The organism is Pseudomonas fluorescens group sp. PF-69, assembly GCF_054481235.1.
Map to the genome: position 1 here is coordinate 5718454 of NZ_JBTMNC010000001.1, position 26609 is coordinate 5745062.

The following is a 26609-nucleotide window of genomic DNA, read 5'->3' on the forward strand; positions in this document are numbered from 1 at the left end:
GTGACCACTGAAGATACCTGTGGGAGCGGGCTTGCCCGCGATGGGGCCCGCCCAGACACCCCATTCGACAAGGCACACCAAGGAGCACACCCATGACCTTTTCCATCGCCGCACGCTGCCCCGAAACCGGTCAGTTCGGCATCGCGATCAGTTCCTCGAGCATCGCCGTCGGCGCCCGCTGCCCCTGGCTGCTGCCCGGTGTCGGCGCGGTGTCCACGCAAAACATCACCCTGCCGTCCCTCGGCCCGGAAGTCCTCGCCCTCATGGAACAAGGCCTCGCGCCGGCCGAGGCGCTGGACAAGGTGCTGACCCGCAACGGTTACAGCCAGTATCGGCAGGTCACCGCCATCGACCACCTCGGCCGCACCGCGCACTTCAGCGGCGCGCAAACCCTGGGCAACCACAATGCCGTGTCCGGCGAACAATGCGTGGCGGCGGGCAACATGCTGGCCGATCGTGCGGTGATCGAGGCCATGGTCCAGGCGTTCGAGCACGGTGAAGGTCAACTCGCCGACCGCCTGCTCGCCGCGATGAAAGCGGCCATTGCCGCAGGTGGCGAAGCCGGGCCGGTGCATTCGGCGGCGATGGTGGTGGTGGGTGAACTGACCTGGCCGATCATCAACCTGCGAGTCGATTGGGATGACGAAAACCCGATCGGTCAGTTGGAAAAGCTCTGGGACGCCTATCGCCCGCAGGTTCAGGACTACATCGACCGCGCCCTCGCCCCCGACAAGTCGCCGGGCTACGGGGTGGCCGGAGACGACCGATGAGCAGCAGCCGCGATTTGCTGCAAACCCTGGTGGCCTTCGACACCACGAGTCGCGAATCCAACCTGCAGCTGATCGAGTTTGTCCGCGATTACCTCGCACGCTTCGATGTGCCTTGCGAACTGATCTACAACGAGCAGCGCAGCAAGGCCAATCTGTTCGCGACCCTCGGCCCGGCGGATCGTCCGGGCATCGTGCTGTCGGGGCATACCGATGTGGTGCCCGTGGACGGCCAGCCGTGGACTGTCGCGCCGTTCGAACTCAGCGAGCGCGACGGCAAACTCTACGGTCGCGGCACGGCGGACATGAAAGGCTACATCGCCTGTGTACTGGCGCTGGTGCCGGCGCTGGTGAAGGCCGACCTGCGGCGGCCGGTGCACATCGCACTGTCATACGATGAAGAAGTCGGCTGCCTCGGCGTGCGGTCCTTGCTCAAAGCCCTGGAGCAGCGCCCGATCAAACCGATGCTCTGCATCATTGGCGAGCCCACCGAGCTCAAACCGGTGCTTGGCCACAAGGGCAAACTGGCGATGCGCTGCGATATTCACGGCCAGGCCTGCCATTCCGCCTATGCGCCGCAGGGGGTCAATGCCATCGAATACGCCGCCGAACTGATCGGCGAACTGGGCCGTATTGGCCACCGGCTCAAAGCCCCCGAGCATCACGACGCACGCTTCGACCCACCGTTCAGCACCGTTCAAACCGGCGTCATTTCCGGCGGCAAGGCCTTGAACATCGTCCCCGCCGATTGCCGCTTCGACTTTGAAATCCGTACCCTGCCCTTCCACGACCCCAGCGAAGTTGCGCAAGAGCTGAAGACCTACGCCGAGCAGCAGGTATTGCCGCGCATGCGCGCGGTGAGCGAACAGAGCGAGATTCGCTTCAGCGAGTTGTCGGCGTATCCCGGCCTGGCGACCGATGCCCACAGCGAAGCCGCCGAGCTGATCGCCGCGTTTTCCGGTTGCAGAGCGTTCGGTACGGTGGCCTTCGGCACCGAGGGCGGGCTATTCGATGCCGCAGGAATCCCCACTGTCGTGTGCGGCCCCGGCAGCATGGATCAGGGGCATAAACCGGACGAATTCGTCAGCCTGGAGCAATTGAACGGCTGCGATGAAATGCTGCAAAGGATGCTGCTGTCGATCAGTTGAATCACAAGCATCCCCCCCAAAGAACCCTGTGGGATCGGGCTTGCCCGCGATGAGGACCTGACATTCAACATCCATGTCGACTGTCCAGCCCTTTGCGAGCAAGCCCGCCGAATCTGCTACATTCCGCCGTCAATACCCAGACAAGGAATGTTCACCCATGAAATTCGGCTACCTGATCGTCTACGTCGCCAACGTCCCCGCCTCATTGCAATTCTTCGAAACCGCGTTCGGCCTCACCACCCGATTCCTTCACGAATCCAACACCTACGGCGAACTCGAAACCGGTGAAACCGCCCTGGCGTTCGCCGCCGACGAACTGGCCGCCATGAACTTCAACGGCGGCCACATCAGCGCCCACACCAGCGTGAAACCACTGGGCATGGAAGTCGGCCTCGTCACCGACGACGTCCCCGCCGCCCACGCCAAAGCCCTGAACGCAGGGGCCAGCGAGGTGGCCGCCCCGTTGATCAAACCCTGGGGCCAGACCGTCTCCTACGTGCGCTGCCCGGACGGAACGCTGGTGGAGCTTTGCACCCCAATAAAATGAGGTTCTTCACGCGATCCCGGGATACAAAGCTAATGCAATACCTGTAGGAGCCAGCTCGCTCCCACACATACTGTGTTCGTACATAACCAAACAGCTTTGCCGATCAATCGGAGCTTTGCCTTTTCTCACAACCGAATCCGCATGGAAGCCGTCGAAGACGACGGCCCCAGTCGGACGTACCTTTGATTTTGGGCTTCCGAAAATCCTGTAGGAAATTACCTCTTGTGGCGAAGGGACTTGCCCCCGTTGGGCAGCGAAGCGGCCCCAACCCCTGCCCCCGATTTCCCAAGACCCTGCGCACTGTCCGAAATACCGCAAAAGCCCGTAAACATTGGCTATCCGCCTTGCCAAAACGCTCGCCAAAGCGTCCTACAGCCCGGTTGTGAGCATGAAAATGGGCGCCTATATTCGCCTCGCCGCTGACACAAATAGCGATGGGTTTCGCAGCCCTCTGGATTGACACCGAAGAACCGTCAGGCATGATGCGGCCGCTTTTGGTTGCATTAGTTTCATGGCGGTTGTGTGTGGGAGACCTTCGGGTCTGCCGGGTTTTTGGTGTGGGTCCCCGGTCTGCGAACCCGCGCACAGCTGCCACCCATTTGTTTCGCAGCAGAAAGGTGGCAATTCTTTTTTTATCAGGATTATCACCATGTCGAATCAACACCCACCCCGTCGCTTCACCCCCATGTCCCAATTCGCCACCCACTACCCCGTCCTGCTCATCGACAGCGACGCCCCGCTGCGCGAACTGCACAACTGCGTCAGCGAACGCCTCAACGCCGTCCTCCAATACCTGCACCTCATGGCCTGCACCAGCCTCCCCGACTCCGCCGAGAACGACATCAACACCATCACCAACATCGCCCGGATCATGGTCCAGGATGTGAGCGATGTGTTTCGGGTGATTGAGCAGCGTTCATTTGATATACCCAAAGACATGTGACATAGATTCATAGGCGTGAAAGCCCGCAGTACTGCGGGCTTTTCTGACCGCATTAGCAGTGAAATGATCAGTACACCTACACAGAAGGGACGATTCGGATCAAGCTTACAGGGCTCACTGGACTAATCTGCAGGAGAACTTGGTATAGTGTTGCATATCAGCCTAAAATATTTTTGTGGTACAACGTAAATGCTTGAACACATAAAAAATGGAACATCACGATTCCTAAAAAATCTAGTCCGGCTGAGGCACTGGAAAAGAAAACCTGATCGCCCTCCAATGCTCACGATAGATGAAAGAATCACTCAAAAAATTAATATTAATGCTCTTACTGAAGCAAATATTGAGCTATCTATTATTGAATTCCCCACAGAGGGGTTGTCGTCCAAAGAAAGTCGAATTCGCGACAAGGTTTTTTTCAAATGCATATTTTCCCAACAAGAAATAAACAATTTTAGCTTCACTAATTGCAAATTTGTCACGTGTGTTTTTAACGGCGCCAATATAAGTAAAGTGGAATTTCACGACTGTACATTTGACGAATGCTTTTTTTATAAAACGAAATTTCAATCCACCTATATAGACCCAAAATCATTTTTGTTCTCTGACAAATGGGAATGGGACCTAGCAAACGTAAACGCAGGACTTTTCCAAACACTTTATAGAAACTCGAAGGATATGCATCAAGATGAATTCGCGATGCATGCAGACAGAAAATTTCAATTTTATCGTAGATACCAGCACCTACGAGGGACAAATCCAAAACCGCATCGCTTCATAAGCAGTTTAATTTTCGATTATGCTTTAGGATATGGCTACGGCATAGTAAACGCACTCATAATTACTTCTCTATATATACTCATCTTTGCATTTTTTATCGAAGGAAACCTCAAAGAAAACGGCAGTTTTTTTGAAGCGCTCTATTTTTCCATAGTATCCTTTACAACTGTAGGGTATGGCGAAGTAACCCCACTACATGAAACACTCCCTCTCGCGCTAACCATTTTATTTCTTTTGGGGTCGGTTGGATGGTGTGCAGTAGTGACAGCAATCATTGTTAAGAGGATAGTAAAATAGTGTCTTTGGTCATTATTCAGTGTGGATCCTCTGCACGAGGCGATGCGAACATCAATAGCGACATTGACTTGGTATGCATTTGGTCTGGGCCTAAACCAGATTACAAAAAAATTTCTGCAATGCATGGCGGCGTAACATTCTACTCCCTAGAAACTATCAGAAGGATGAAACAGAAAGGCTCGTTATTTATAACTCACCTAGACATCGATGGAATATGCTTGACCGGAGATGCATTATTATTAAATGAAATTAAAGGATTCCGCCCCTCACAACATCAAATAAATCTACAATATCAGTCCGCTAGAAAATTTATTCTAAACTTGGAGTGGTACCCAGATAGTTATATCGGCCAGCTATGGGTTTGTGACGCATTATACGTTTCGCTACGAACCTGCATATACTGCATAAACGCTTTGAATGACCAGTATGCTTTTGGATACTTAGATGCGCTATCTAAATTTGGCTTATCAGATAATGATATTTACACAATGCTCTGCATTAGAGAAGGAAAATACCTCTATAGAAGAAGCAAACCAACCATACTAACAAGCAAAAAAATTCCTGACCTCGACATACTAGCTATAAATAAAGCTTGCAAAAAAATTCTTAAACTCCCTATCAAATTAGTCGCTGGCGGCCTTACGAATTGGAAACTAATCGAAGGGATAGATTATTGGACCGAGAGACTAATAGAACGAGCAATCCTCAATAACGAACATTCTGATGAGGAATTCATGAAGAAAATGAAGAACCACAACTATAACAAGTCATCTATCAAAAAAAATATAATCAACATTATAAACATGCATAAATGACATTGATAATCTTTGAATTATTAACTATCACCACCACACATCCTTCATATACCCCGACCCTCGTTGAGTGCAGAGCAAATTCCAATCTAATTTTCGAGAAACACTTAAGATAAAGTTTCTCGCTTTAAACCCGCACTGATCAGAAATAATACGATCGAAATCAATAAGTCTGCGGTTCCTGCGAGCGTCGCTGACTCATCCGTTCAAAGAGTCGGACGAGCAGTTGTAGTCGAAGCTGTTGCCCTTGCGCCACAACCAAATTAATCAGCGGTTTCGGTCCTTCAACACAATCCTCTGCAGCAACTCGTAAAGTCCATGAGAAACCAACGGCGTTTCGTCATTAAAACTTTCGTATGAAAGCCACTTCGCGGCGAAGGGGGCACCAATGCTTTCTTGAGCATGCAGGTACGGTAACTCATAGACGTTAGCGCCCACAAACTTCAGCTCTTAAACCTGCACTATTTTGTGCCCTATAAGAAAGGTTACAGACGCATTTAAAAACTGCCACCTTTTAGCTCTAACCTCACTTCCAACTGAAGGGGCATTCTTCTTCGCCAAAATTTATTATGGGCTTCAAAGCGAGACTATACTTCGCTTGACATGACCCATAACTTTTCAACGAGGCCATTATAAGCTCCTTCGTAACATCAGAATATGATGACGCATCAAAATAATCACTACTCAGATACAATGCATGGTATCGCATTTGAGTTTCAAGTGTGACAATCCATCTTTCCTCATCCTCTAGATCCAACGACAAAATTTCATCTGCTGAAAACAATAATAGCGAAACAAAATACTCGTACCTTTCAAACTCCTCGCTTCCAATTTTAAATTTTAAAAAAACAGGATCTCCCAACGGATAAGACGCGGCTGAAAATTTCGGATTAGAAAATGCAAGTGCCAAGTACTCTTTGTATATTCCTTTGGCAGCTGAGCTATCTGAAGAACTCAATTGACCTATAGCAACATAAAGAGCAAGACCAGCAATCACCACAGTCAACATTGAGCTCAAACTAGCCAGCAGTGGAAGATAAGATTTCACGCCATAAAAAAACGCTCTAAAAAACATACCGTAAGACTCCCCGCCCCGAACAATCAGCAATATGAGATTAGAACGCACAACAATCCCAAGACAACAAGAAACAAATAGCTAGGACGGCCGCCGTACGAATCAGGCTTGCGACCAGCAAGCAAAAGTTACAGATCTATTTACTATTTCGACTTTCCATCTTTTTCGAGCCGATCTTTTTTTCCAAATTTCGTGCTCGCTCTACAGCAAATACGGTTGCACCTTGACTTCTTTCAAATTTGGCATTTAGTGCTTTTAACTCCGTGCGTAAATATTGCGTTTCTAATATCTGTTTGCGCAACAGCTCTTGGCTCAGTTCTGCTTGCTTCTGCCATTCCACTTGCATTTTTTCATTAAGCCGAGATTCTTCAGCTCCATCCCTTTTAGTAAAATAGGCTTGGGCTAAAGCAATTCCAATTGACGTTACTACGCTTATGATTACCGCCCACTTCGTCCACCATAGGCTTTTTGCGGCTCCCTTTAACGAAGCCTCAGCCTTTGCTTTATCTTCGTCCTGCTGTTTTATCCATTGTGGAATGGCGTCCGAAACTAACGTCGTAGAAAGAGACGCTACATGATTCAACATGTCGCCCATATGTACTGCGACGGTACTAAGCGTTTCAGCAGCTTCTTCAGAGGCGTTCGCGGCTCTAGCCTGAGGTGACGTAGAAAAGTCTAGAAAGGGAGCTGTCCGCACCTCAATCGCCTCAGCTTTTGGCTGGTGCAATCTTGGCGAATGGATCGCTTGCGCGCGCACAGCATCTCCCACCTTGCTCCACTTTTTATCCGAAAACTTTTGTCGCCACCACTGGCTGGCATTGTCAATCGCTGCGATGGAGGAAGTCAGTGACTCAATGGCGCCAGGCTTCAGAAATTCATAATTGCTACGGAATTGATCAGAGATTTTTTTATTCATCTGCTGAAAATTCGAGTGCTCGGCCATGACTCCTTTGCCAAGTGCCGATAACAAATCACTGGAATTTTCATATCCTGCACCTTCGACTCCAGCCTTTGCTAACTCCTCGATGTCCTCCCTCTCGAGCCGAGCAAACTCATCATCCGAAAGTCCAGTCCATACCCCTGAATCCATGTTAGAGGAACTGAACAATTGCACGACCAAGCGTCCAACTTCGTGCGCATCAGCTCTTTCAAAAGCGCCCGTTTCTCCGATTTTTTTGTGGTCGCCATAGGTGAGATGGCGGACATACAGGGGACCAATAGAAGTGAGCACCCGGCGTTTTTCGGCACCTTTAAGCAAATCCTTGATACTTAATTTTTTGCTGTCGTCCACTGATTGAGCTCATGCATGTGACTGATAAAGTCAGATTAGCTATGTGTTTATCGCTTGGTTATCAGCTCAACTTATGGCTGTAAGATTCAATCTTTTTTTCTCACCCAACCAAACGTTCATTGTCGCTATATCTTGTTGAAATGATCACTGGCAGCTTAAAGGAAAAAACACTTTACCTATTGCTTTCCCATCAGAAGTTCGCCGGCGTATTCGCACTGATGATCTCCGCCTCATCCGCCCCGATATTGCGGAATCGATGGGGCAAGGTCGTCGGGAAGTAATAGCCATCCCCGGCGTTGAGCACGCTGATCTGCCCATCCACGGTCAGCTCAACCGTTCCCCGCGTCACCAGCCCGCACTCTTCGCCTTCCGAATGCACAATCGGTTCTTCCCCGGAGCTGGCGCCCGGCGCGTATTGCTCTCGCAGCAGACGCATCTGCCGGCTCGGCACGGAGGCGCCGATCAGCAGCAGGCGCAGGCCGTTACGGCCCAGGTCTGGCTGTTCGTTGGCGCGGAACACGTATTGATGCTCGCGCGGGGGTTGATCGAAGGTGAAGAAGTCCGCCAGGGACATGGGAATGCCTTCGAGCAGCTTTTTCAGCGAGCTGACGGAAGGACTGACGCGATTCTGTTCGATCAGGGAGATGGTGGCATTGGTGACGCCGCTACGCCGGGCCAGCTCGCGCTGGGACAGTTTGTAGCTTTCGCGTACTAATTTGAGTCGAGAACCCGTATCCATGACAGCCTTATGCAAGAACGACTTAAGGGTAATGGGGGTGGAAAACAGGCGCGGATCCTGCCGTTTTCCCTGTCCCTGAACCGTGAAAGGCGGCTATTAAATCACGTTTGTTGGTGTTGCTCAGCAGGTTCGATAAACGGTGGTCGAAAATGGCCTATGCCTTGATGCAGTACACACTGTGGGAGCGAGCCTGCTCGCGATTGCGGTGTGTCAGGCGACTTCGATGTTGGCCGAGCTGACGCCATCGCGAGCAGGCTCGCTCCCACAGGTTAAAAAGCCGGCGACACCTTTTGGGGTGGTCGCCGGCGAGGTAAAGCTTAGATACCGAAACGGTCGCGCAGCGAGTAATACACGGCGCCCATGGCGGTGAGCGGTGCCGAAAAGGTGCGCCCGCCGATCATTGGAATGTGTGGCAACGAGGCGAACGCGTTGAAGCGTTCGGCGTCGCCGCGGATCATTTCCGAGATCAGTTTGCCGGCCAGGTGCGAACAGGTGACGCCGTGGCCACTGTAGCCCTGCATGTAGTAGGCGTTTTTCTCGATGCGGCCGAATTGCGGCATACGCGACATGGTCAGCAGGAAATTGCCGGTCCAGCGGTAATCGATCTTCACGTCTTTCAATTGCGGGAAGGTCTTGAGGATTTTCGGGCGGATCAGTTGCTCGATGTCATTGGGCTCGCGGGCGCCGTAAACCACGCCACCGCCGTAGAGCAAGCGGTTGTCGGCGGTCAGGCGGTAGTAGTCGAGCAGGTAGTTGCAGTCTTCGACGCAGTAGTTGTTTTTGATCAGGCTGCGCGCCTGTTGCTCGGTCAACGGCTCGGTCACGACGATCTGCGAACCGCACGGCATGCTCTTGCTGGTCACGCGGTTGTCCAGGCCTTGCGGCAGGTAGGCGTTACCGGCGATCAGCAGGTACTTGGCGCGAACCACGCCCTTGGCGGTACGCACGGTGATCGGTTCGCCGTAGGTGATTTCCACCGCCGCCGATTGCTCGAAGATCTTGCCGCCCAGGCCAATGATTGCCGAAGCCTCACCGAGTGCCAGGTTCAGCGGGTGAATATGGCCGCCCTGCATGTCCAGCAGGCCGCCGACGTAGGCGTCGGAACCCACTTCGCGCTTGATGTCGGCCGCGTCGAGCATTTTCAGGTTCTTGTTGCCGTAGCGCTCCCAGCTTTTTTTCTGCTCGGCCAGGCCTTTGAGTTGCTTCTTGTTCATCGCCGCGAAGATACCGCCCGGGCGGTAGTCGCACTGGATGTCGTAGTGCTGTATGCGCTGACGGATGATGTCGGCGCCTTCGAAAATCATGCTGCCCAGCACTTCGGCCGTCTTGTCGCCATAGCGCTCTTCGATGACATCGACGTCGCGGCTGTAGGAGTTGACCAGTTGACCGCCGTTGCGACCGCTGGCGCCGAAGCCGACCTTGGCGGCTTCCAGCACGGTGACGCTGTAGCCCGCTTCGGCGAGGAACAGTGCCGAGGACAGGCCGGTGTAGCCGGCGCCGATCACGCAGACGTCGCATTCCACCCGTTCTTCGAGCACCGGGAAGTCGCCGGTGAAGTTGCGGGTGGCGGCGTAGTAGCTGTTTACATGTGCTTGTTTCATAGGTTTCTCCGAGGGTCGCCGGCAACGTGCAGGCGACCGCCGCTTAAAAGGGCTTAGAGCTTGATCCAGGTCGCCTTGAGTTCGGTGTACTTGTCGAACGCATGCAGCGATTTGTCCCGACCGTTACCCGACTGCTTGAACCCGCCGAACGGCGCGGTCATGTCGCCGCCGTCGTACTGGTTGACCCAGACGCTGCCGGCGCGCAGGCCACGGGCGAAGGTGTGGGCCTTGCTCAGGTTGCGGGTCCAGACCCCGGCCGCCAGGCCGAAGATGCTGTCGTTGGCAATCGCCAGGGCCTCTTCGACGGTGTCGAAGGTGATCAGCGACAGCACCGGGCCGAAGATTTCTTCACGGGCGATGGTCATGGCGTTGGTCACGCCGTCGAAGATCGCCGGTTCCACGTACAGGCCACCGGTGTCTTCGAGGGTACGGCTGCCGCCGGCGATCAGTTGAGCGCCCTGCTCCTTGCCGATGCCGATGTAGCGCAGCACATTGTCCAGCTGACGCTGATCGACCACGGCGCCGACGGTGGTCGAAGGATCGAGCGCATGCCCCGGTTTCCAGGCTTGCAGGGCTTCGACCAACAGCGGGATGAATTGATCGCGGATCGAACGCTCCACCAGCAGGCGCGAGCCGGCGGTGCAGACTTCGCCCTGGTTGAAGGCGATACCACTGGCTGCCGCCTGGGCGGCTGCGCGCAGGTCCGGTGCGTCGGCAAAGACCACGTTCGGGCTCTTGCCGCCGGCTTCCAGCCAGACGCGCTTCATGTTGCTCTGCCCGGCGTAGATCATCAGTTGCTTGGCGATCGCCGTGGAGCCGGTGAAGGCCAGCACATCGACGTCCATGTGCAACGCCAGCGCCTTGCCGACGGTGTGGCCGAAGCCCGGCAGGACGTTGAACACGCCTTTGGGGATGCCCGCCTCCAGCGCCAGTTGCGCGATGCGGATCGCCGTCAATGGCGACTTTTCCGAAGGCTTGAGGATGAACGAGTTGCCCGCCGCCAGGGCCGGGGCGAACTTCCAACTGGCCATGATCAACGGGAAGTTCCACGGCACGATGGCCGCGACCACACCTGCCGGTTCACGGGTGACCAGGCCGAGTTGATCATGGGGCGTGGCGGCAACTTCGTCGTAGATCTTGTCGATGGCTTCGGCGGTCCAGCGGATCGCGTTGGCGGTCGCCGGAATGTCGATGCTCATGGAGTCGCTGATCGGCTTGCCCATGTCGAGGGTTTCGAGCAGCGCCAGTTCTTCCTGGTTGGCCAGGATCAGATCGGCGAAACGGATCAGGATGCGCTTGCGCTCGACCGGGGCCAGCCTGGACCAGACACCGGACTCGAAAGTACGACGGGCAACGGCGACCGCGGCGTTGGCATCGGCTTCGTCGGTGCTGGCGACGTTCGCCAGAAAGCGACCGTCCACCGGGCTGATGCATTCGAACGTGGCGCCACTGGCGGCCGCGCAGTACTGGCCGTCGATGAAGGCGCGACTTTCGATGGTTAGGGACTGGAAGCGTTGCTCCCAGTCGCTGCGAGTAATTGTCATTGTTGTGACTCGACGCAGGGGAATAGGTGGTCTCGGGCTGAATGCCAGCCAATCAAGGCATTGAAATGCAGTCCCCTGTGGGAGCGAGCTTGCTCCGGGCGGCGTTCCGACGATGAGGGAGTGTCAGACGGCATTAATGCCGACTGATCCACCGCTATCGCGAGCAGGCTCGCTCCCACAGGTGTTGCATTGGGTTCTGCCCGTCAGACGGTATGCAGGTACCAGTTGTACTCAAGGTCGGAGATGGAGTTCTCGAACTCGGCCAGCTCGCTTTCCTTGCACGCCACGAACACGTCGATGTACATCGGGTCGATGTATTTGGCCATGACTTCGCTGTCGTCCAGCTCGCGCAGTGCGTCGCGCAGGTTGTTCGGCAGGCTCTGTTCGTTCTGCTCGTAGCTGTTGCCTTCCACCGGGGCGCCCGGTTCGATCTGATTGGTCAGACCGTGGTGCACGCCCGCCAGGACCGAGGCCATCAGCAGGTACGGGTTGGCATCGGCACCGGCCACGCGGTGTTCGATGCGCACGGCGTCTGCCGAACCGGTCGGTACGCGCACTGCCACGGTACGGTTGTCGATGCCCCAGCTCGGCGAGTTCGGCACGTAGAACTGTGCGCCGAAGCGACGGTAGGAGTTGACGTTCGGGCAGAGGAAGGCCATCTGCGCCGGCAGGGTCTCGAGCACACCGCCGATCGCGTGACGCAGTGCGGCGTTCTGCTCGGGATCCTCGCTGGCAAAGATGTTCTTGCCTTCTTTGTCGAGAATCGAGATGTGGACATGCAGACCGTTACCTGCCTGGCCCGGATACGGCTTGGCCATGAAGGTGGTGTCCATCTCGTGGTCGTAGGCGATGTTCTTCACCAGACGCTTGAGCAGGACCGCGTAGTCGCACGCCTTGATCGGGTCGGACACGTGGTGCAGGTTCACTTCGAACTGCGCCGGGGCGCTTTCCTTGACGATGGCGTCGGCCGGGATGCCCTGCTCTTTCGCGCCTTCGAGGATGTCCTGCAGGCAGTCGACGTATTCGTCGAGGTCGTCGATCAGGTAGACCTGGGTCGACATCGGACGCTTGCCGGATACCGGCGAACGTGGCGACTGCGGACGACCGTTCACGTTGTCCTGGTCGATCAGGTAGAACTCCAGTTCGAACGCGGCGCAAATGGTCAGGCCGAGGTCGTCGAACTTGCGCACGACATTGGCCAACACTTCACGCGGGTCAGCGAAGAACGGCTCGCCTTCCAGCTCGTGCATGGTCATCAACAGTTGCGCGGTCGGGCGCTTCTGCCAAGGCTCGATGCTCAGGGTGCCGGGGATCGGGTAGCAGATTCGGTCAGAGTCGCCGATATCCAGGCCCAGGCCGGTGCTTTCCACCGTCGAGCCGTTGATGTCCAGCGCGAACAGCGACGCCGGCAGGTTGATGCCTTTCTCGTAAACCTTATGAAGACTGGTGCGTTCGATGCGCTTGCCGCGCACCACACCGTTCATATCCGCAATCAGAAGGTCGACGTACAAAACCTCAGGATATTTCTTAAGGAATGCGTTTGCTTCGTTGAGTTGAACGGTACGCAGAGGGACCGACATGATGCACCTATTTTTTACTGTTAATTATTATGTTCACCGCCCTTTCACGAGCCCAGTCAATCCGAAAGACAAAGTGAAGTCAATAGCGAACACTCAGCCTTTCAACGTTTATTTTAGGGCCTCTCAGCGGCACGAGAGTGCCATATCATCCCTCGAACGCAGGTAAATCCTGATCTTCAGACGTACGGCGTTTAGAATTTTTTACATGAGAGTTGTTAATTAAAATCAACAAGGCTAAGCTCCGGAAAAGCTCGTTCAAGTGTGAAACTTCGAGGTGATAAAAATGGCATTCAAGCCATTGATCGGCGTTACTGCATGCGTCAAACAGATTGGCCTGCACCCCTACCATGTCAGCGGCGACAAGTACTTGCGTGCTGTCAGCGTTGCGGCACTGGGGCTGCCCGTCGTCATTCCTTCCCTGGCTGAACTGATCGAAATCGAGGACCTGCTGCCGCAGCTCGACGGTCTGTTGCTGACCGGCTCGCCTTCGAACGTGGAACCCTTCCACTATCAAGGCCCGGACAGCGCTCCCGGCACGGAACACGATCCCCAGCGGGATCGCACCACCCTTCCCCTGATTCGTGCGGCCATCGCGGCTGGCGTCCCGGTGCTCGGCATCTGCCGTGGCTTCCAGGAGATGAACGTGGCGTTCGGTGGCAGCCTGCATCAGAAGGTCCATGAACTGCCCGGCTTCCTTGATCATCGCGAAGCCAACCACCCTGACCTGGCGGTGCAATACGCACCGGCGCACACAGTCGACGTGCAACCGGGCGGCGTGTTCCAGGCGCTGGACCTGCCCACGCAATTCCAGGTCAATTCGATTCACAGCCAGGGCATCGACCGACTCGCCCCCGGCCTGCGGGCCGAAGCGCTCGCGCCGGACGGCCTGATCGAAGCGATCTCGGTCGAGCACAGCAAGGCCTTCGCCCTCGGCGTGCAATGGCACCCGGAATGGCAGGTCCTGTCGAATCCTCCTTACTTGAGCATTTTCCAGGCGTTTGGCGACGCGTGCCGGCAACGGGCGGCGCTGCGTCATGGGCGCTGACTGACGAACCCAAACACGATTCAACGATTTCACTGCCCCCGTGAGTCAGGCGGGCGCGCTTGTGCGCGCCGGTCCCTCACGACAACAACACACTGCAATAACAACAAGCACTACCAGGCAGCCAGGACGGCGGCGCCGAATAAACCCGAGCGGTATGGGTGAGTTCGATCAGCAAATGCAATTCCATGTGGGAGCGCGTTCTGAGCGAAGTCCCCGATACGGGTTTGCAATCAACTATTAAGTCAGGCCGCGTTGGCCCGACGACTGAAACCTGTTGGGAGTTTCAAATGGCAAACGCCTCCAGCATCTACAGGAAGGCTCTTGAAGGTCACCAGGCACCGAAAAAGGTGTTGGTGAAAGTCGACCGCGTCACCAAGAAATTCGACGAAACCACCGCTGTGGACGATGTGTCCCTGGAAATCCATCAGGGCGAAATCTTTGCCCTGCTCGGTGGCTCCGGCTCCGGTAAATCGACGCTGCTGCGCATGCTCGCCGGCTTCGAGCGGCCGACCGAAGGCCGGATCCTGCTCGACGGTGTCGACATCACCGACATGCCGCCCTACGAGCGGCCGATCAACATGATGTTCCAGTCCTACGCGCTGTTCCCGCACATGACCGTGGCGCAGAACATCGCCTTCGGCCTCAAGCAGGACCGTTTGCCAGCCGCGGAAATCGACGCCCGCGTGGAAGAAATGCTGCGCCTGGTGCACATGACCCAATACGCCAGGCGCAAACCCCATCAGTTGTCCGGCGGACAGCGTCAGCGCGTGGCCCTGGCCCGCTCCCTGGCCAAGCGGCCGAAGCTGCTGTTGCTCGACGAACCGATGGGCGCACTGGATAAAAAGCTGCGCTCGCAGATGCAGCTGGAGCTGGTGGAAATCATCGAGCGCGTGGGCGTGACCTGCGTGATGGTGACCCACGACCAGGAAGAGGCCATGACCATGGCCCAGCGCATCGCCATCATGCACCTGGGCTGGATCGCCCAGATCGGCAGCCCGGTGGACATCTATGAAGCGCCGGTCAGCCGCATGGTCTGCGAATTCATCGGCAACGTGAACGCCTTCGAAGGCACCGTCGTCGAAGACCTGGAAGGTTACGCGATCATTCACAGCCCGGACCTGGAACAGAAGATCTACGTCGGTCATGGCGTCAGCACTTCGGTGCAGGACAAGTCGATCACCTACGCCATCCGCCCGGAAAAACTGCTGGTCAGCACCACCAAGCCAGAGGCCCGCTACAACTGGTCCAGCGGCAAGGTGCATGACATCGCCTACCTCGGTGGCCACTCGGTGTTCTACGTGGAGTTGCCTGGCGGCAAGATTGTGCAGTCGTTCATGGCCAACGCCGAACGCCGTGGCGCACGCCCGACCTGGGACGATCAGGTCTACGTGTGGTGGGAAGACGACAGCGGCGTGGTACTGCGCGCATGAGAACCTTCAATCAGCAATTCCTGCGCCTGGTGCCCAGCGGACGAAAACTCGTCATCGGGATTCCTTTCCTGTGGCTGTGCCTGTTCTTCCTGTTGCCGTTCTTCCTGGTCATGAAGATCAGCTTCTCGGAAGCGGCCCTGGCCATTCCGCCCTACTCGGAGATCTACACCTACGCCGAGCAGAAATTCCAGCTGTTGCTCAACATCGGCAACTACACCTTGCTGGGCGAAGATGAGCTGTACCTCTCCGCCTACCTGGGTTCGTTGAAGGTCGCGCTGTTCAGCACACTGATGTGCCTGGTGATCGGTTTTCCGATGGCCTACGCCATTACCAAGGCGAGCAAGGAAGCGCAAAACGTCCTGATGCTGCTGATCATGATGCCGACCTGGACCGCGATCCTGATCCGCGTCTACGCATGGATGGGCATCCTCAGCAACAACGGTTTGCTCAACGCGTTCCTGATGTGGACCGGGCTGACGTCGCACCCGATCGAGATCCTCAACACCAATACCGCCGTCTATATAGGCGTGGTGTATGCGTATCTGCCGTTCATGATCCTGCCGCTGTACGCCAACCTGGTGAAGCACGACCAGAGCTTGCTGGAAGCCGCTTCGGACCTGGGTTCGAGCACCTTCAACAGCTTCTGGAAAATCACCGTGCCGCTGGCCAAGAACGGCATCATCGCCGGTTGCATGCTGGTGTTCATTCCTGTGGTGGGCGAGTTCGTGATCCCGGAACTGCTTGGCGGTCCCGAGACCCTGATGATCGGCCGCGTGCTGTGGCAAGAGTTCTTCAATAACCGCGACTGGCCGGTGGCGTCCGCCCTGGCGGTGGTGATGCTGTTGATCCTGATTGTGCCGATCCTGCTGTTCAACCGCAGTCAGGCCAAAGAAATGGAGGCACGGGGATGAAACGTTTCGGCTTCTCAAAAATGATGCTGGTGCTCGGCCTGTCGTTTATCTACCTGCCGATGCTGATTCTGGTGATCTACTCGTTCAACGCCTCGAAACTGGTGACGGTATGGGGTGGCTGGTCGTTCAAGTGGTACGCCGGCCTGCTCGACAACACCCAGTTGATGGGTTCGGTGGTGCGTTCGCTTGAGATCGCCTGCTACACCGCGCTGGCGGCCGTGGCTTTGGGAACACTGGCGGCGTTCGTCCTGACCCGCGTCACCCGCTTCAAGGGTCGCACGCTGTTCGGCGGCCTGGTCACCGCACCGCTGGTGATGCCGGAAGTGATCACCGGTCTGTCGCTGTTGCTGCTGTTCGTGGCCATGGCGCAGCTGATCGGTTGGCCGATGGAACGCGGCATCGTGACGATCTGGATCGCCCACACCACCTTTTGTGCCGCCTACGTGGCAGTGGTAGTCTCCGCGCGCCTTCGCGAGCTGGACCTGTCCATCGAAGAAGCGGCCATGGACCTGGGTGCGAAGCCGTTCAAGGTGTTCTTCCTGATCACCATTCCGATGATCGCGCCATCCCTGGCAGCCGGCGGCATGATGTCGTTCGCCCTGTCGCTGGATGACCTGGTACTGGCGAGCTTCGTCTCCGGCCCGGGTTCCACGACCCTGCCGATGGAAGTGTTCTCGGCGGTGCGCCTGGGCGTGAAGCCGGAGATCAACGCCGTGGCCAGCCTGATCCTGTTGGCGGTCTCGATCGTGACCTTCATGGTCTGGTACTTCAGCCGCCGTGCCGAAGCCACCCGCAAGCGGGCGATCCAGGAAGCGATGGACCAGACTGCCAGCGAATCGTGGCAGGCACCTGAGAAGAAAATGGTAGAAGCGACGGCCTAGTGCCGCCGACCTGTAGGAGCGAGCTTGCTCGCGATGGACCCAAGGACGCCGCGTTAATTCAGGCAGCCCACGTCATCGTTGACGTCCATCGCGAGCAAGCTCGCTCCTACAGGGAACACAAGCGCCACTGCATTTTTGCTTTGTGTATTTGAATAAGAAAAGAAATGGAGTTGTACCGATGAAAACGCTTGGCAGGACTCTGCTGACACTGTCCTTATTGGGCGCGATGACCACCGGCGCCCAGGCCAATGACAAGGTACTGCGCGTCTACAACTGGTCGGATTACATAGCCCCGGACACCGTCAAGAAGTTCGAAGACGAGACCGGCATCCAGGTGACCTACGATGTGTTCGACAGTAACGAAACCCTTGAGGCACGTCTGCTGGCGGGTAAATCCGGTTACGACATCGTCGTACCGTCCAACAGTTTCCTGGCCAAGCAGATCAAGGCCGGGGTCTATCAGGAACTGGATAAATCCAAGCTGTCGAACTGGAAAAACCTCAATCCGGTCCTGCTGAAGAACGCCTCCGCCAGCGACCCTGGCAACAGCCACGCGTTCCCGTACATGTGGGGCTCGATCGGTATCGGTTTCAATGCGGCCAAGGTCAAGGAAGTGCTCGGCGCCAATGCCCCGACCAATTCCTGGGACCTGCTGTTCAAACCGGAGAACGCCGCAAAGCTCAAAGCCTGCGGCATCAGTTTCCTCGATTCGCCGACCGAGATGCTCCCGGCCGCCCTGCACTACCTGGGCTACCCGGTGAACGATCAGGACAAGCAACACATCGCCGAAGCCGAAGCGCTGTTCATGAAGATTCGCCCGTCGGTGGCGTATTTCCACTCGTCGAAATACATCTCGGACCTGGCCAACGGCAACATCTGCGTGGCGGTCGGCTACTCCGGCGACGTGCTGCAAGCCAAGGCCCGCGCTCAGGAAGCCGGCGACAAGGTGAAGATCGACTACAGCATCCCCAAAGAAGGGGCTGGCAGTTTCTACGACATGGTCGCCATCCCGCGTGATGCCGCCAACGTCGAGAACGCCTACCTGTTCATGAATTTCCTGATGCGCCCGGACATCATCGCCGAGATCACCAACAACGTCGGCTACAGCAACGCCAACGCGGCCGCTACGCCATTGGTGGATGAAGCGATTCGCAACGATCCGGGTTCGTACCCGTCCCAGGAAGTGATGGCGACCCTGTATGCCATTCCCGACATGCCGATCGGTGTGCAGCGGGTGATGACCCGGGGCTGGACCAAGGTGAAGCTGGGTAAATAACGCATCACCCTGTGGGAGCGGGCTTGCCCGCGATTGCAATGGGTCAGCCGCCACGGATGCTGTCTGTGACGACGCTATCGCGGGCAAGCCCGCTCCCACACGTAGGGTGTGCTGGTTGACATCTGATTTTCCGATTTACGTTCATGCAGCGCCTTACCACCGCTGCATCACTCACCTGGCTCCCTCGGTTAAGGTGAATTTTGGCGCCCTCGGGCGCCTTTTTTTCTGGTTCTTCACGGAATCCCGGGATACAAAACCAACGCAATACCTGTAGGAGCGAGCCTGCTCGCGATGGACCTGAGAACACCGCGGGGTGTCAGGTTCCCAACGTCATCGTTGACCACCATCGTCGGAACGCCGCCCGGAGCAGGCTCGCTCCCACAAAGGACGGTGCCCACGTCGCAATGCCCCTTTTATTCCTTTTGTCTGCTGTAGGGGCTTACGCCGCCCCCAGCGGCCAATCCGCCAGCGCCCGGTAGCGGCCCTTATGGGATTCGAACAGGGTGAAGCGGTCGGCGCGCAGGAAAAACTCAGGTGGCGAGGTGGACTCCGGCACCGGCGCCCGATAGTCGCGGGCCAGGGTCAGGTGCGGACGAAACTCCCGTGGCGCATCCTCCAGTCCAAACGGCAACAAGGCCTGTTCCAGGTCATACACCAGGCGCAACAGCGCCGGCGGTGCCTGTTCCGGCGCCAATACCAACACCCCTGCCCTGCGCCAGACATCCAGCCGGTCCAGCGCCACGGTCAAACGCGCGTCGGGTGTGCGTACGGACGCGACCGCCGTGCAAATGTCCGCAATCTGCCCCACCGCCACCGCACCCAGAAACTTCAGGGTCAGATGAAAGTTCTCCACCGGCACCGGCCGCCCGCTGCGCAGTTGCAGCGCGCTACGAAACTGGGCGATGGACTTGCGTTGCGCGGGGGCGCAATCCAGGGCAAAAAACAGCCGTTTGAACGGTTCGCGGGATTCGTCATTCATGCAGGACACCTCGGCGGGAGACCGCATGAGTGTACAACCTGTGACGTGTCGGCAAGCGTCCTCGCCACGGGTCTATAGTTGAGGCGAGCGATTCAACCGGAGGGGTCATGCGCCAGATCATCAGCAAGGAACCATGGTGGGCCGAGCCGCCCAGGCCCGGCCAGGATGAATTCGAACTGGAATGGGGCTGGCTGGTGCACTACAGCGAAGGCGAGCCGCGTTTCGAATTCATCAGGGTACGGCCGACCGATGACGAGATCCTCCATCGTAAAAGCTGCAGGATCACCCCGACGGCGGAGTGACCCTGGAGCCCGCCTCAGGCCTGGACGAACAGTTCGAAACCGCCGAATACCATACGCTGGCCATCGAACGGCATCGGATTGACGTCCGGCTTCATGCGCGGGTCTTGCATCATTTTTTCCATCCCGGCATTGCGGATGGCCTTGTCCGGCCAGATGATCCAGCCAAACACCACGGTCTCGTCGTCCTTGAGTTTTACCGACATCGGGAACGAGGTGACCTTGCCCTCCGGCACGTCATCGCCCCAGCACTCGGCCAGGCTCAGCGCGCCGTTTTCCTTGAAGATCACGGCGGCGATTTCGGCGTGTTTCTTGAACTTTTCGCGATTGGCGGTGGGCACTGCCGCGATAAAACCATCTACATAGGACATGGGGGTTCTCCTTGAGTCATGGGTGGATCTGCTGATTAGTCGAATCCGTCGGGCTCCAATCGACAGTCCCCACGCCTGAGCCGACCGGCGGTTCGGCACGCTGTGCCAGGCTGCCTTCGATTTGCGCCGCCATGTACAGGGTCCCGGCCATGACACCGGTGGTCGGGTTCTGCACCAGCTTGGTCCAGGCTTTATCGAAAGTGTTGCCCAGGCTGCTGCGAATCAACGCTTCACTGTCCGGCCGGTCGGCGCTCTGAATCAATGCGCGAATCCCCGCGACCCCTACGGTGATCAACCCGCCGGCGAGTTTGCCCGCCGCCGCGGCCACCGCACTGGCCGCCCCGCGAGGGGCCATTTCGGCCTCCATCCGCTGGCTGGCGCGCCTGGCCACCGGCGCCATGGCAGTGTCGGTCGAGCCAACGCCTTTATCGCCGCCTGCCTTGTGGATCTTGTCGATCAACGCCGCGTAGGCCGGCAAGGTGTTCAATTGTTCAGTGTGAACGACTTGGTAGAGCGAGGCGTCCCGTGCCGGTGGCGGCCCGAGGGCAATGGCCGGGATTTTCTGGATACGGCCATTGAGTTGCGCCATCGGCACGCCATGGCGTTGCGAAATTTTCTGCAGTTCTTCCTTGAGAATGTCCACGTAGAAAGCTGCCGCCAGGCTGAGAATCGCATCGGGGTCTATTTCCACCGCCACCGGCGCCAGGACCTTTTCCTGGTACTGCTCCAGCAGATATGCGGCCAGACGCTTTTCCGTGGTGTCCTGCTCGCCCTTGGCGCTGATGGTGTACCAGCTGACCTTCATCGACAGCCATTCCTGGGTCCAGTAACTGCTGAACCAGGGAATGAAGTTCTGCTCGGTCAACTCATAGACCCGGGTGCGCCAGTAATCCATGGCGCCGTGGGCGTAGATTTTTGTCTGCTCGGTCGCCGATTGCGACGCCTGGATGATCTCCCGATCCACTTGTTGCCAGGTGCTGGGGGAAATCACGACTTGCGGTGCTTCCACCGGCGCGCGCGGTGACATGGCGCATCCGGCCAATACCACCAGCATGGCGACGATCAACCAACGCAGGTTCAAGATCGCGGTTCCTAGAGTCGGCTCCGAGCGGGATGTTCGGTGTTCAAGAGCCCCTGAATTGAGTATAGGTGGCTGCCATTGTCGGCTGAGCGTGGCGGGTCGCCAGCCCTCGGAAACACCGCAAAAACCGACCATCACTTATGTCGATATTCACCATCGCCACGAATTTCTTCCGCCCCGCCGCCGTCAGCGTAGGATCGGCTCCAACCCAACACGAAACCCTGTAGCGGAGGGTCGAATCATGCTTATCCATCTCCTGACCTGTCTGGCCCTGACGGCCTTCACGTTGAGTGCATTCGGCTGGTTCGTCCTCTCCGAGGAGCGCACGTCATGATCAACGAAGTCACCCTGTCCGTGAGCTTCCCGGTGTTTGGCAACAACTATTACTCGCAACCTTTCGAGTCTCGTAAAGTGTTGACCCTGGTATTCGACAAAAAATTCGAAGCGCTGCTGATTCCGGCGGCCGCCAATCACTTCAACAACGAAGTGGTCGGGCTCAACGATCAGTTCAGGTTCCTGAACGATGTGCTGGCCGAGCATCTGCTGGCGACCGAAGTCGCCGCGACTGCGCGCCGCCATCAGTACGTCTGAGAGGGCGACACAGGCTGGCTTCCTTTCTATTGCGAACAAACCACTCGAAGACATTCACGTAACCAGCGATGCACCGGATCGGCATCCAGTCGAGGGTGCCAGAGCATGGCCACGGTGAAAGAAGGCAATGACAAGGGAAGCTCGAAACTGTGCATGCCTTCGCGCAAGTCGGCCGTGTGGCGCTCCGGCACGCTGACGATCAAATCACTGGTCCGGGCGAGCGAGAGTGCCGTCGAAAAGCCGGCGACGATGGTGGCGATCTCGCGCTCCAATCCGAGCCGTTCCAGCGCATCGTCGATCGGCCCCTTGTCCAGCCCGCGCCGCGACACGCCGATGTGACGGCCCGCAGCGAAACGCGCAGCGCTGATCGGGCCCTGACTCAACGGATGCCCCGAACGCACCACGCCGATGAATCGGTCACGGAACAGACCCTGGGTACGCAATTCCGGACCGGCCCCCTTCCCCACCACCCCGGTTTCCAGATCCACCGTGCCGTCACGCAGTGACGTGCTGTCCTTGTCCGGTTTGTGCACAAAGCGCAGGCGCACACCGGGCGCTTGTTCGGCGATGCGCGTAATCAGCCTGGCGCCGAAATTTTCAACAAAGCCTTCACTGGTGCGCAGGGTGAACGTGCGAACCAATTGCGTGAGGTCCGGCTGCTCGGCCGGACGCAGCACCGCTTCGACCTCCTGCACCAGTTGACTGACCCGCTCACGCAACGCCAGCGCCCGGGGCGTGGGCACCAGACCGCGTCCCGCCCTCACCAGCAGCGGGTCGCCAGTGGTCTCGCGCAATCGCGCCAGCGCCCGGCTCATCGCCGACGGACTCAGGCGCAAGCGCTTGGCGGCGCGGGCCACGCTGCCTTCTGCCAGCAGCACATCAAGGGTGATCAGCAAGTTGAAATCGGCGCTGGACATGCAATGCCTCGTGGCGAGCTTATAGGGCGTTGAACGCATGTATTGAGTGCAAAGGGTGCGTCTTCCGCCATGTTAGGCGCGGGCGTAGATTTCCGATAGCTCCAATCGGGAGTGGCCACGACAGGGGGACCCCATGAATTCCGCAACGACCATGACAGAGGGCGCGCAACGAACAGGATCCGTCAGGTGGGCGCTGGCCAGCCTGTCAATGTCGATGCTGCTGTCCGCCCTCGGCACCAGCATCGCCAACGTGGGTTTGCCGACGCTGGCCCAAGTGTTCGAGGCCTCCTTTCAGCAGGTGCAATGGATCGTCCTCGCGTATCTGCTGGCCATCACCACGCTGATCGTCAGCGTCGGCCGGCTCGGCGATCTGGTCGGACGGCGGCGCCTGCTCCTGGGCGGGATCGGCGTGTTCACCCTGGCTTCGGCCTTGTGCGGCCTGGCACCGACCCTCGGCCTGCTGATCGGCGCGAGGGTCCTGCAAGGCCTGGGCGCGGCGATCATGATGGCCCTGACCATGGCCTTCGTCAGCGAGACCGTGCCCAAGGAGAAGACCGGCAGCGCCATGGGTTTGCTCGGGACGATGTCGGCGATTGGCACCGCGATGGGGCCTTCGCTCGGTGGCCTGCTGATCGGCGGATTCGGCTGGCGGGCGATGTTCCTGATGATGCTGCCTCTGGGCCTGGTGACGCTGCTGCTTGCTTATCGCCATTTGCCGGCCGATCGGCGCAAGGCGGACACCGTGGGCAGCGGTTTCGATCCGCTGGGCAGCCTGTTGCTGGGCCTGACACTGGGCGCTTATGCCTTGGCCATGACCCTCGGTCGTGGCGACTTTGGTCCGTTGAACATCGCCCTGTTGCTGGCCGCGTGCGTGGGCATCGGCCTGTTCATTCGGGTGGAGGCACGGGTCGCTGCGCCGCTGATTCGCCTGGGGATGTTCCGCGATCCACAGCTGAGCACCAGCCTGGCCATGAGCCTGCTGGTGACGACGGTGATGATGGCAACGCTGGTGGTCGGGCCGTTCTACCTGGCCCGGGCGCTCGGGCTGGAGGCGGTCGGGGTCGGATGGGTGTTGTCGGTCGGGCCACTGGTGGCGGCACTGTCCGGCGTGCCCGCCGGGCGCATGGCCGATCGCTTCGGCGCGCGACGCATGACCTTCGCCGGGCTCATCGCCCTGGGGCTGGGCTGCTTCACGCTGTCGGCGCTGCCGAGGACGTTCGGCATCGGCGGCTACCTCGCGCCCATGGTCATCATCACCCTGGGTTACGCGGTGTTTCAGACCGCCAACAATACCGTTGTCATGAGCGATGTGGCGCCAGACCGGCGGGGCGTGGTGTCCGCGTTGCTCAACCTGTCGCGCAATCTCGGGCTGATCACCGGGGCCTCGGTGCTGGGCGCGGTGTTTGCACTGGCATCGAATTCGGTCGACATCAATACCGCGCCTCCCGAGGCGGTTGCCAGCGGCATGCGCGTGACGTTCAGGGTCGCGTGGGGGCTGATCGGTATCGCTTGCCTGATCGCCCTGGCCAGCCGCCGCGGCGACCCCGCCTGAGTCGGGGGCGAGCAGGACGCCATGGCGTCGTGCTCGCCCGTCACTCAGTGAGGCGCGCGCGGGATGGTCTTGAGCAGGTCTTCAGGGCTGATGTGGCCGACCACTGACTGAACGCTGCCCGGTTGCGGCAGATCCAGGATGTGGCCCTTCATCTTGCCGATCACGTGCATTTCGCAGGGTTTGCAGTCGAACTTCAGCGTCAGCACTTCATCACCGTGCACCAGTTGCATCGGCGCGACCTTGGTACGAACGCCGGTGACGCCCTTGGCCTGTTTCGGGCAGAGGTTGAAGGAAAAACGCAGGCAGTGCTTGGTGATCATCACCGGCACTTCGCCCGTCTCTTCGTGGGCCTCGTAGGCCGCATCGATCAGCTTGACGCCGTGACGGTGATAGAAATCACGAGCCTTCTGGTTGTAGACGTTGGCCAGGAACGACAGGTGCGATTCCGGGTACACCGGCGGTGGAGTGGTCTCGGCTTTGCGAGCGCCCCGTGGGTGTGCGGCGATGCGCGCCACGGTCAGCGCTTCGATCACTTCGCGGCGCAAGGCCTTGAGCTGCGAGTTGGGGATGAACCAGGCCTGTGGGGCGTCCAGCTTGATGTCCGTGGCGTGGTACTCGGTGGTGCCCAGTTGGCCCAGCAGATCGTGCAGTTGCTCCAGGGCCTGTTCCGGTTTGTTGGCCACACCGAACGGTCCGTCCAGGGCAACACTGGCGCTGACGCCCTCTTCACTGGTGGCGGTCAGTTCCAGGCGATCTTCACGCAGTCGCGCGACCCACGAAAGGCCGATCCGGCGCTCGGCGGAGGTCTTTTGCAGCGCCTGGGCCCAGTTGTGATCCAGGTTGCGGCTGAGCGGGTGATTCGGACGCAACTGGTGCAAGCCTTTGGGCATCTCGTTTGGCTCGACGCGGTAGCGGTAGCGCTTCTCGCCGTCCTCTTCGAACTCGCCCTTGGGCTCGGCGATGTTGGTCCGCCAGCCCACCACTTCACGCTTGACCAGCACGTTGAGGCCGTCGCCGTTGGACAGCGGCTCGTGGGTGACCACCAGCAGATCGCGCTTGCCGACTTTTTCCACCACACCCACCGGCAGGCCGGTGAAGGTCGGCGAATCGAAGGCGCCGATGTCGATCTTGCGTTCGCTGACGAAGTAGTCGGTGCTGCCGCGGTGGAAGGTCTTGTCCGGATCGGGCAGGAAGAAGTGCGCGGTGCGGCCGCTGGAGGCGCGGGCCAGGTCCGGGCGGTCTTCGAGCACATCGTCCAGGCGCTGGCGGTAATAGGCGGTGATGTTCTTCACATAGCCCATGTCCTTGTAGCGCCCTTCGATCTTGAACGAGCGCACGCCGGCTTCGACCAGGGCGCGGATGTTGGCGCTCTGGTTGTTGTCCTTCATCGACAGTAGGTGCTTCTCGTAGGCGATCACCCCGCCCTTTTCGTCTTTCAGGGTGTACGGCAAACGGCAGGCCTGGGAGCAGTCGCCCCGGTTGGCGCTGCGGCCGGTCTGCGCGTGGGAAATGTTGCACTGGCCGGAGAAGGCCACGCACAGCGCGCCGTGGATGAAGAACTCGATCGCCGCGTCGGTCTCGTCGGCGATGGCGCGGATTTCCTGCAGGTTCAGTTCGCGGGCCAGCACCAGTTGCGAGAAACCGGCCTGATCGAGGAACTTCGCCCGCGCCAGGGTGCGGATGTCGGTCTGGGTACTGGCGTGCAGTTCAATCGGCGGGATATCCAGTTCCATCACGCCCAGGTCCTGGACGATCAACGCGTCGACCCCGGCATCGTAGAGTTCGTGGATCAGCTTGCGCGCCGGCTCCAGCTCGTTGTCGTGCAGGATGGTGTTGATGGTGGTGAACACCCGGGCGTGGTAGCGATGGGCAAACTCCACCAATTGGGCGATGTCGCTCACCTCGTTGCAGGCATTGTGGCGGGCGCCGAAGCTTGGCCCCCCCAGGTACACGGCGTCGGCGCCATGCAAAATGGCCTCGCGGGCGATGGCGACGTCGCGGGCGGGGCTGAGCAATTCGAGGTGATGCTTGGGTAGGGACATGTGTTTTTAGTCTGGCCTGTCACGATCAAGGCACGCATTGTAGCGGCGAAACCCTTGACCGGCACCCACAGGCTGCCCGATGGCGCCTGCCTGAACGGATTGGCCTGAGT

The 26609-nt window shown here is 58.3% G+C and carries 25 protein-coding genes; 14 read left to right on the forward strand and 11 right to left on the reverse strand.

What is annotated here, in order from left to right; translation table 11 throughout:
- Positions 1 to 92 precede the first annotated feature (92 nt).
- From ACX3YF_RS26685 to ACX3YF_RS26710, 6 genes are all read left to right on the forward strand, one after another.
- Positions 93 to 770: a DUF1028 domain-containing protein gene (locus ACX3YF_RS26685; protein WP_448646445.1), complete on the forward strand. Its 678-nt coding sequence runs from the start codon at positions 93 to 95 to the stop codon at positions 768 to 770.
- Positions 767 to 1915 (forward strand): acetylornithine deacetylase, encoded by a 1149-nt coding sequence (gene argE / locus ACX3YF_RS26690; protein WP_458974600.1) that lies wholly within the window; start codon positions 767 to 769, stop codon positions 1913 to 1915. Before ACX3YF_RS26685 ends, argE begins: the two co-directional genes overlap by 4 nt.
- Before the next feature lie 157 nt (positions 1916 to 2072).
- The gene (locus ACX3YF_RS26695; RefSeq protein WP_196586683.1) at positions 2073 to 2462 is read left to right on the forward strand and encodes a VOC family protein; all 390 of its coding nucleotides are present in this window, start codon (positions 2073 to 2075) and stop codon (positions 2460 to 2462) included.
- A 649-nt stretch (positions 2463 to 3111) separates the two neighbouring features.
- Positions 3112 to 3405, forward strand: a complete 294-nt coding sequence (locus ACX3YF_RS26700) for a fructose-bisphosphate aldolase (protein ID WP_458974601.1) — start codon at positions 3112 to 3114, stop codon at positions 3403 to 3405.
- Between the two features lie 189 nt (positions 3406 to 3594).
- Positions 3595 to 4482: an ion channel gene (locus ACX3YF_RS26705; RefSeq protein ID WP_458974602.1), complete on the forward strand. Its 888-nt coding sequence runs from the start codon at positions 3595 to 3597 to the stop codon at positions 4480 to 4482.
- Positions 4482 to 5297: a nucleotidyltransferase domain-containing protein gene (locus ACX3YF_RS26710; protein ID WP_458974603.1), complete on the forward strand. Its 816-nt coding sequence runs from the start codon at positions 4482 to 4484 to the stop codon at positions 5295 to 5297. The genes ACX3YF_RS26705 and ACX3YF_RS26710 overlap by 1 nt, the downstream gene beginning before the upstream one ends.
- Before the next feature lie 523 nt (positions 5298 to 5820).
- Here the strand turns inward: ACX3YF_RS26710 and ACX3YF_RS26715 are convergent.
- The 6 genes from ACX3YF_RS26715 to ACX3YF_RS26740 form a co-directional block, all read right to left on the reverse strand.
- Positions 5821 to 6420, reverse strand: a complete 600-nt coding sequence (locus ACX3YF_RS26715) for a hypothetical protein (RefSeq protein WP_458974604.1) — start codon at positions 6418 to 6420, stop codon at positions 5821 to 5823.
- A gap of 85 nt (positions 6421 to 6505) precedes the next feature.
- Positions 6506 to 7660, reverse strand: coding sequence for a hypothetical protein (locus ACX3YF_RS26720; protein WP_458974605.1), 1155 nt, complete (start codon positions 7658 to 7660; stop codon positions 6506 to 6508).
- Between the two features lie 190 nt (positions 7661 to 7850).
- On the reverse strand, positions 7851 to 8399 hold the full coding sequence (locus ACX3YF_RS26725) for a cupin domain-containing protein (protein WP_130208958.1): 549 nt from the start codon (positions 8397 to 8399) through the stop codon (positions 7851 to 7853).
- Positions 8400 to 8716: 317 nt separating this feature from the next.
- Positions 8717 to 10000 carry an NAD(P)/FAD-dependent oxidoreductase gene (locus tag ACX3YF_RS26730; RefSeq protein WP_458974606.1) on the reverse strand — a complete coding sequence of 428 codons (1284 nt, stop codon included), beginning with the start codon at positions 9998 to 10000 and terminating at the stop codon, positions 8717 to 8719.
- Between the two features lie 53 nt (positions 10001 to 10053).
- A complete protein-coding gene (locus tag ACX3YF_RS26735) occupies positions 10054 to 11544 on the reverse strand; it encodes an aldehyde dehydrogenase (RefSeq protein WP_130208962.1) in 1491 nt (496 codons plus the stop codon).
- A gap of 203 nt (positions 11545 to 11747) precedes the next feature.
- The gene (locus tag ACX3YF_RS26740; RefSeq protein ID WP_090468691.1) at positions 11748 to 13124 is read right to left on the reverse strand and encodes a glutamine synthetase family protein; all 1377 of its coding nucleotides are present in this window, start codon (positions 13122 to 13124) and stop codon (positions 11748 to 11750) included.
- Positions 13125 to 13407: 283 nt separating this feature from the next.
- On the opposite strand from ACX3YF_RS26740, the gene ACX3YF_RS26745 reads away from it, so the two are divergent.
- The 5 genes from ACX3YF_RS26745 (at position 13408) to ACX3YF_RS26765 (ending at position 18667) form a co-directional block, all read left to right on the forward strand.
- Complete coding sequence (locus ACX3YF_RS26745; protein WP_458945472.1) at positions 13408 to 14169, forward strand: gamma-glutamyl-gamma-aminobutyrate hydrolase family protein; 762 nt, start codon at positions 13408 to 13410, stop codon at positions 14167 to 14169.
- A 287-nt stretch (positions 14170 to 14456) separates the two neighbouring features.
- Positions 14457 to 15599 carry a polyamine ABC transporter ATP-binding protein gene (potA, locus tag ACX3YF_RS26750; RefSeq protein WP_103404197.1) on the forward strand — a complete coding sequence of 381 codons (1143 nt, stop codon included), beginning with the start codon at positions 14457 to 14459 and terminating at the stop codon, positions 15597 to 15599.
- Between the two features lie 29 nt (positions 15600 to 15628).
- Positions 15629 to 16510, forward strand: coding sequence for an ABC transporter permease subunit (locus tag ACX3YF_RS26755; protein WP_167361848.1), 882 nt, complete (start codon positions 15629 to 15631; stop codon positions 16508 to 16510).
- Positions 16507 to 17391, forward strand: a complete 885-nt coding sequence (locus tag ACX3YF_RS26760) for an ABC transporter permease subunit (protein WP_130208966.1) — start codon at positions 16507 to 16509, stop codon at positions 17389 to 17391. Before ACX3YF_RS26755 ends, ACX3YF_RS26760 begins: the two co-directional genes overlap by 4 nt.
- Before the next feature lie 178 nt (positions 17392 to 17569).
- Positions 17570 to 18667, forward strand: coding sequence for a polyamine ABC transporter substrate-binding protein (locus ACX3YF_RS26765; protein ID WP_448646441.1), 1098 nt, complete (start codon positions 17570 to 17572; stop codon positions 18665 to 18667).
- 439 nt (positions 18668 to 19106) lie between these two features.
- Here ACX3YF_RS26765 and thpR read toward each other — a convergent pair whose 3' ends face one another.
- Positions 19107 to 19646, reverse strand: a complete 540-nt coding sequence (gene thpR, locus ACX3YF_RS26770) for an RNA 2',3'-cyclic phosphodiesterase (protein ID WP_448646440.1) — start codon at positions 19644 to 19646, stop codon at positions 19107 to 19109.
- A gap of 107 nt (positions 19647 to 19753) precedes the next feature.
- Between thpR and ACX3YF_RS26775 the strand changes: the two genes are divergently transcribed.
- On the forward strand, positions 19754 to 19948 hold the full coding sequence (locus tag ACX3YF_RS26775; protein WP_130208972.1) for a hypothetical protein: 195 nt from the start codon (positions 19754 to 19756) through the stop codon (positions 19946 to 19948).
- A gap of 14 nt (positions 19949 to 19962) precedes the next feature.
- On the opposite strand, the gene ACX3YF_RS26780 is transcribed toward ACX3YF_RS26775, so the two are convergent.
- Both ACX3YF_RS26780 and ACX3YF_RS26785 read right to left on the reverse strand, forming a co-directional pair.
- A complete protein-coding gene (locus ACX3YF_RS26780; RefSeq protein ID WP_458974607.1) occupies positions 19963 to 20316 on the reverse strand; it encodes a DUF1428 domain-containing protein in 354 nt (117 codons plus the stop codon).
- Between the two features lie 16 nt (positions 20317 to 20332).
- On the reverse strand, positions 20333 to 21397 hold the full coding sequence (locus tag ACX3YF_RS26785; protein ID WP_196586246.1) for a hypothetical protein: 1065 nt from the start codon (positions 21395 to 21397) through the stop codon (positions 20333 to 20335).
- Positions 21398 to 21727: 330 nt separating this feature from the next.
- On the opposite strand from ACX3YF_RS26785, the gene ACX3YF_RS26790 reads away from it, so the two are divergent.
- Positions 21728 to 21988 (forward strand): hypothetical protein, encoded by a 261-nt coding sequence (locus ACX3YF_RS26790; RefSeq protein ID WP_130208978.1) that lies wholly within the window; start codon positions 21728 to 21730, stop codon positions 21986 to 21988.
- A 26-nt stretch (positions 21989 to 22014) separates the two neighbouring features.
- Here the strand turns inward: ACX3YF_RS26790 and ACX3YF_RS26795 are convergent, their stop codons facing one another.
- Complete coding sequence (locus tag ACX3YF_RS26795; RefSeq protein ID WP_196586247.1) at positions 22015 to 22905, reverse strand: LysR family transcriptional regulator; 891 nt, start codon at positions 22903 to 22905, stop codon at positions 22015 to 22017.
- Positions 22906 to 23038: 133 nt separating this feature from the next.
- On the opposite strand from ACX3YF_RS26795, the gene ACX3YF_RS26800 reads away from it, so the two are divergent.
- Positions 23039 to 24457 carry an MFS transporter gene (locus tag ACX3YF_RS26800; protein ID WP_458974608.1) on the forward strand — a complete coding sequence of 473 codons (1419 nt, stop codon included), beginning with the start codon at positions 23039 to 23041 and terminating at the stop codon, positions 24455 to 24457.
- 44 nt (positions 24458 to 24501) lie between these two features.
- Here ACX3YF_RS26800 and ACX3YF_RS26805 read toward each other — a convergent pair whose 3' ends face one another.
- Positions 24502 to 26499 carry a peptidase U32 family protein gene (locus ACX3YF_RS26805; RefSeq protein WP_130208992.1) on the reverse strand — a complete coding sequence of 666 codons (1998 nt, stop codon included), beginning with the start codon at positions 26497 to 26499 and terminating at the stop codon, positions 24502 to 24504.
- Between the last annotated feature and the right edge of the window lie 110 nt (positions 26500 to 26609).

What these genes read in the sequence shown, in the direction of transcription:
- ACX3YF_RS26800 (WP_458974608.1), top strand. Translation starts at nt 23,039, where the DNA reads ATGAATTCCGCAACGACCATGACAGAGGGCGCGCAACGAACAGGATCC.
- ACX3YF_RS26740 (WP_090468691.1), bottom strand. Translation starts at nt 13,124, where the DNA reads ATGTCGGTCCCTCTGCGTACCGTTCAACTCAACGAAGCAAACGCATTC.
- ACX3YF_RS26760 (WP_130208966.1), top strand. Translation starts at nt 16,507, where the DNA reads ATGAAACGTTTCGGCTTCTCAAAAATGATGCTGGTGCTCGGCCTGTCG.
- ACX3YF_RS26745 (WP_458945472.1), top strand. Translation starts at nt 13,408, where the DNA reads ATGGCATTCAAGCCATTGATCGGCGTTACTGCATGCGTCAAACAGATT.
- ACX3YF_RS26705 (WP_458974602.1), top strand. Translation starts at nt 3,595, where the DNA reads ATGCTTGAACACATAAAAAATGGAACATCACGATTCCTAAAAAATCTA.
- potA (WP_103404197.1), top strand. Translation starts at nt 14,457, where the DNA reads ATGGCAAACGCCTCCAGCATCTACAGGAAGGCTCTTGAAGGTCACCAG.
- thpR (WP_448646440.1), bottom strand. Translation starts at nt 19,646, where the DNA reads ATGAATGACGAATCCCGCGAACCGTTCAAACGGCTGTTTTTTGCCCTG.
- ACX3YF_RS26775 (WP_130208972.1), top strand. Translation starts at nt 19,754, where the DNA reads ATGCGCCAGATCATCAGCAAGGAACCATGGTGGGCCGAGCCGCCCAGG.
- ACX3YF_RS26805 (WP_130208992.1), bottom strand. Translation starts at nt 26,499, where the DNA reads ATGTCCCTACCCAAGCATCACCTCGAATTGCTCAGCCCCGCCCGCGAC.
- ACX3YF_RS26695 (WP_196586683.1), top strand. Translation starts at nt 2,073, where the DNA reads ATGAAATTCGGCTACCTGATCGTCTACGTCGCCAACGTCCCCGCCTCA.
- ACX3YF_RS26765 (WP_448646441.1), top strand. Translation starts at nt 17,570, where the DNA reads ATGAAAACGCTTGGCAGGACTCTGCTGACACTGTCCTTATTGGGCGCG.
- ACX3YF_RS26730 (WP_458974606.1), bottom strand. Translation starts at nt 10,000, where the DNA reads ATGAAACAAGCACATGTAAACAGCTACTACGCCGCCACCCGCAACTTC.
- ACX3YF_RS26795 (WP_196586247.1), bottom strand. Translation starts at nt 22,905, where the DNA reads ATGTCCAGCGCCGATTTCAACTTGCTGATCACCCTTGATGTGCTGCTG.
- ACX3YF_RS26735 (WP_130208962.1), bottom strand. Translation starts at nt 11,544, where the DNA reads ATGACAATTACTCGCAGCGACTGGGAGCAACGCTTCCAGTCCCTAACC.
- argE (WP_458974600.1), top strand. Translation starts at nt 767, where the DNA reads ATGAGCAGCAGCCGCGATTTGCTGCAAACCCTGGTGGCCTTCGACACC.
- ACX3YF_RS26725 (WP_130208958.1), bottom strand. Translation starts at nt 8,399, where the DNA reads ATGGATACGGGTTCTCGACTCAAATTAGTACGCGAAAGCTACAAACTG.
- ACX3YF_RS26700 (WP_458974601.1), top strand. Translation starts at nt 3,112, where the DNA reads ATGTCGAATCAACACCCACCCCGTCGCTTCACCCCCATGTCCCAATTC.
- ACX3YF_RS26780 (WP_458974607.1), bottom strand. Translation starts at nt 20,316, where the DNA reads ATGTCCTATGTAGATGGTTTTATCGCGGCAGTGCCCACCGCCAATCGC.
- ACX3YF_RS26685 (WP_448646445.1), top strand. Translation starts at nt 93, where the DNA reads ATGACCTTTTCCATCGCCGCACGCTGCCCCGAAACCGGTCAGTTCGGC.
- ACX3YF_RS26790 (WP_130208978.1), top strand. Translation starts at nt 21,728, where the DNA reads ATGATCAACGAAGTCACCCTGTCCGTGAGCTTCCCGGTGTTTGGCAAC.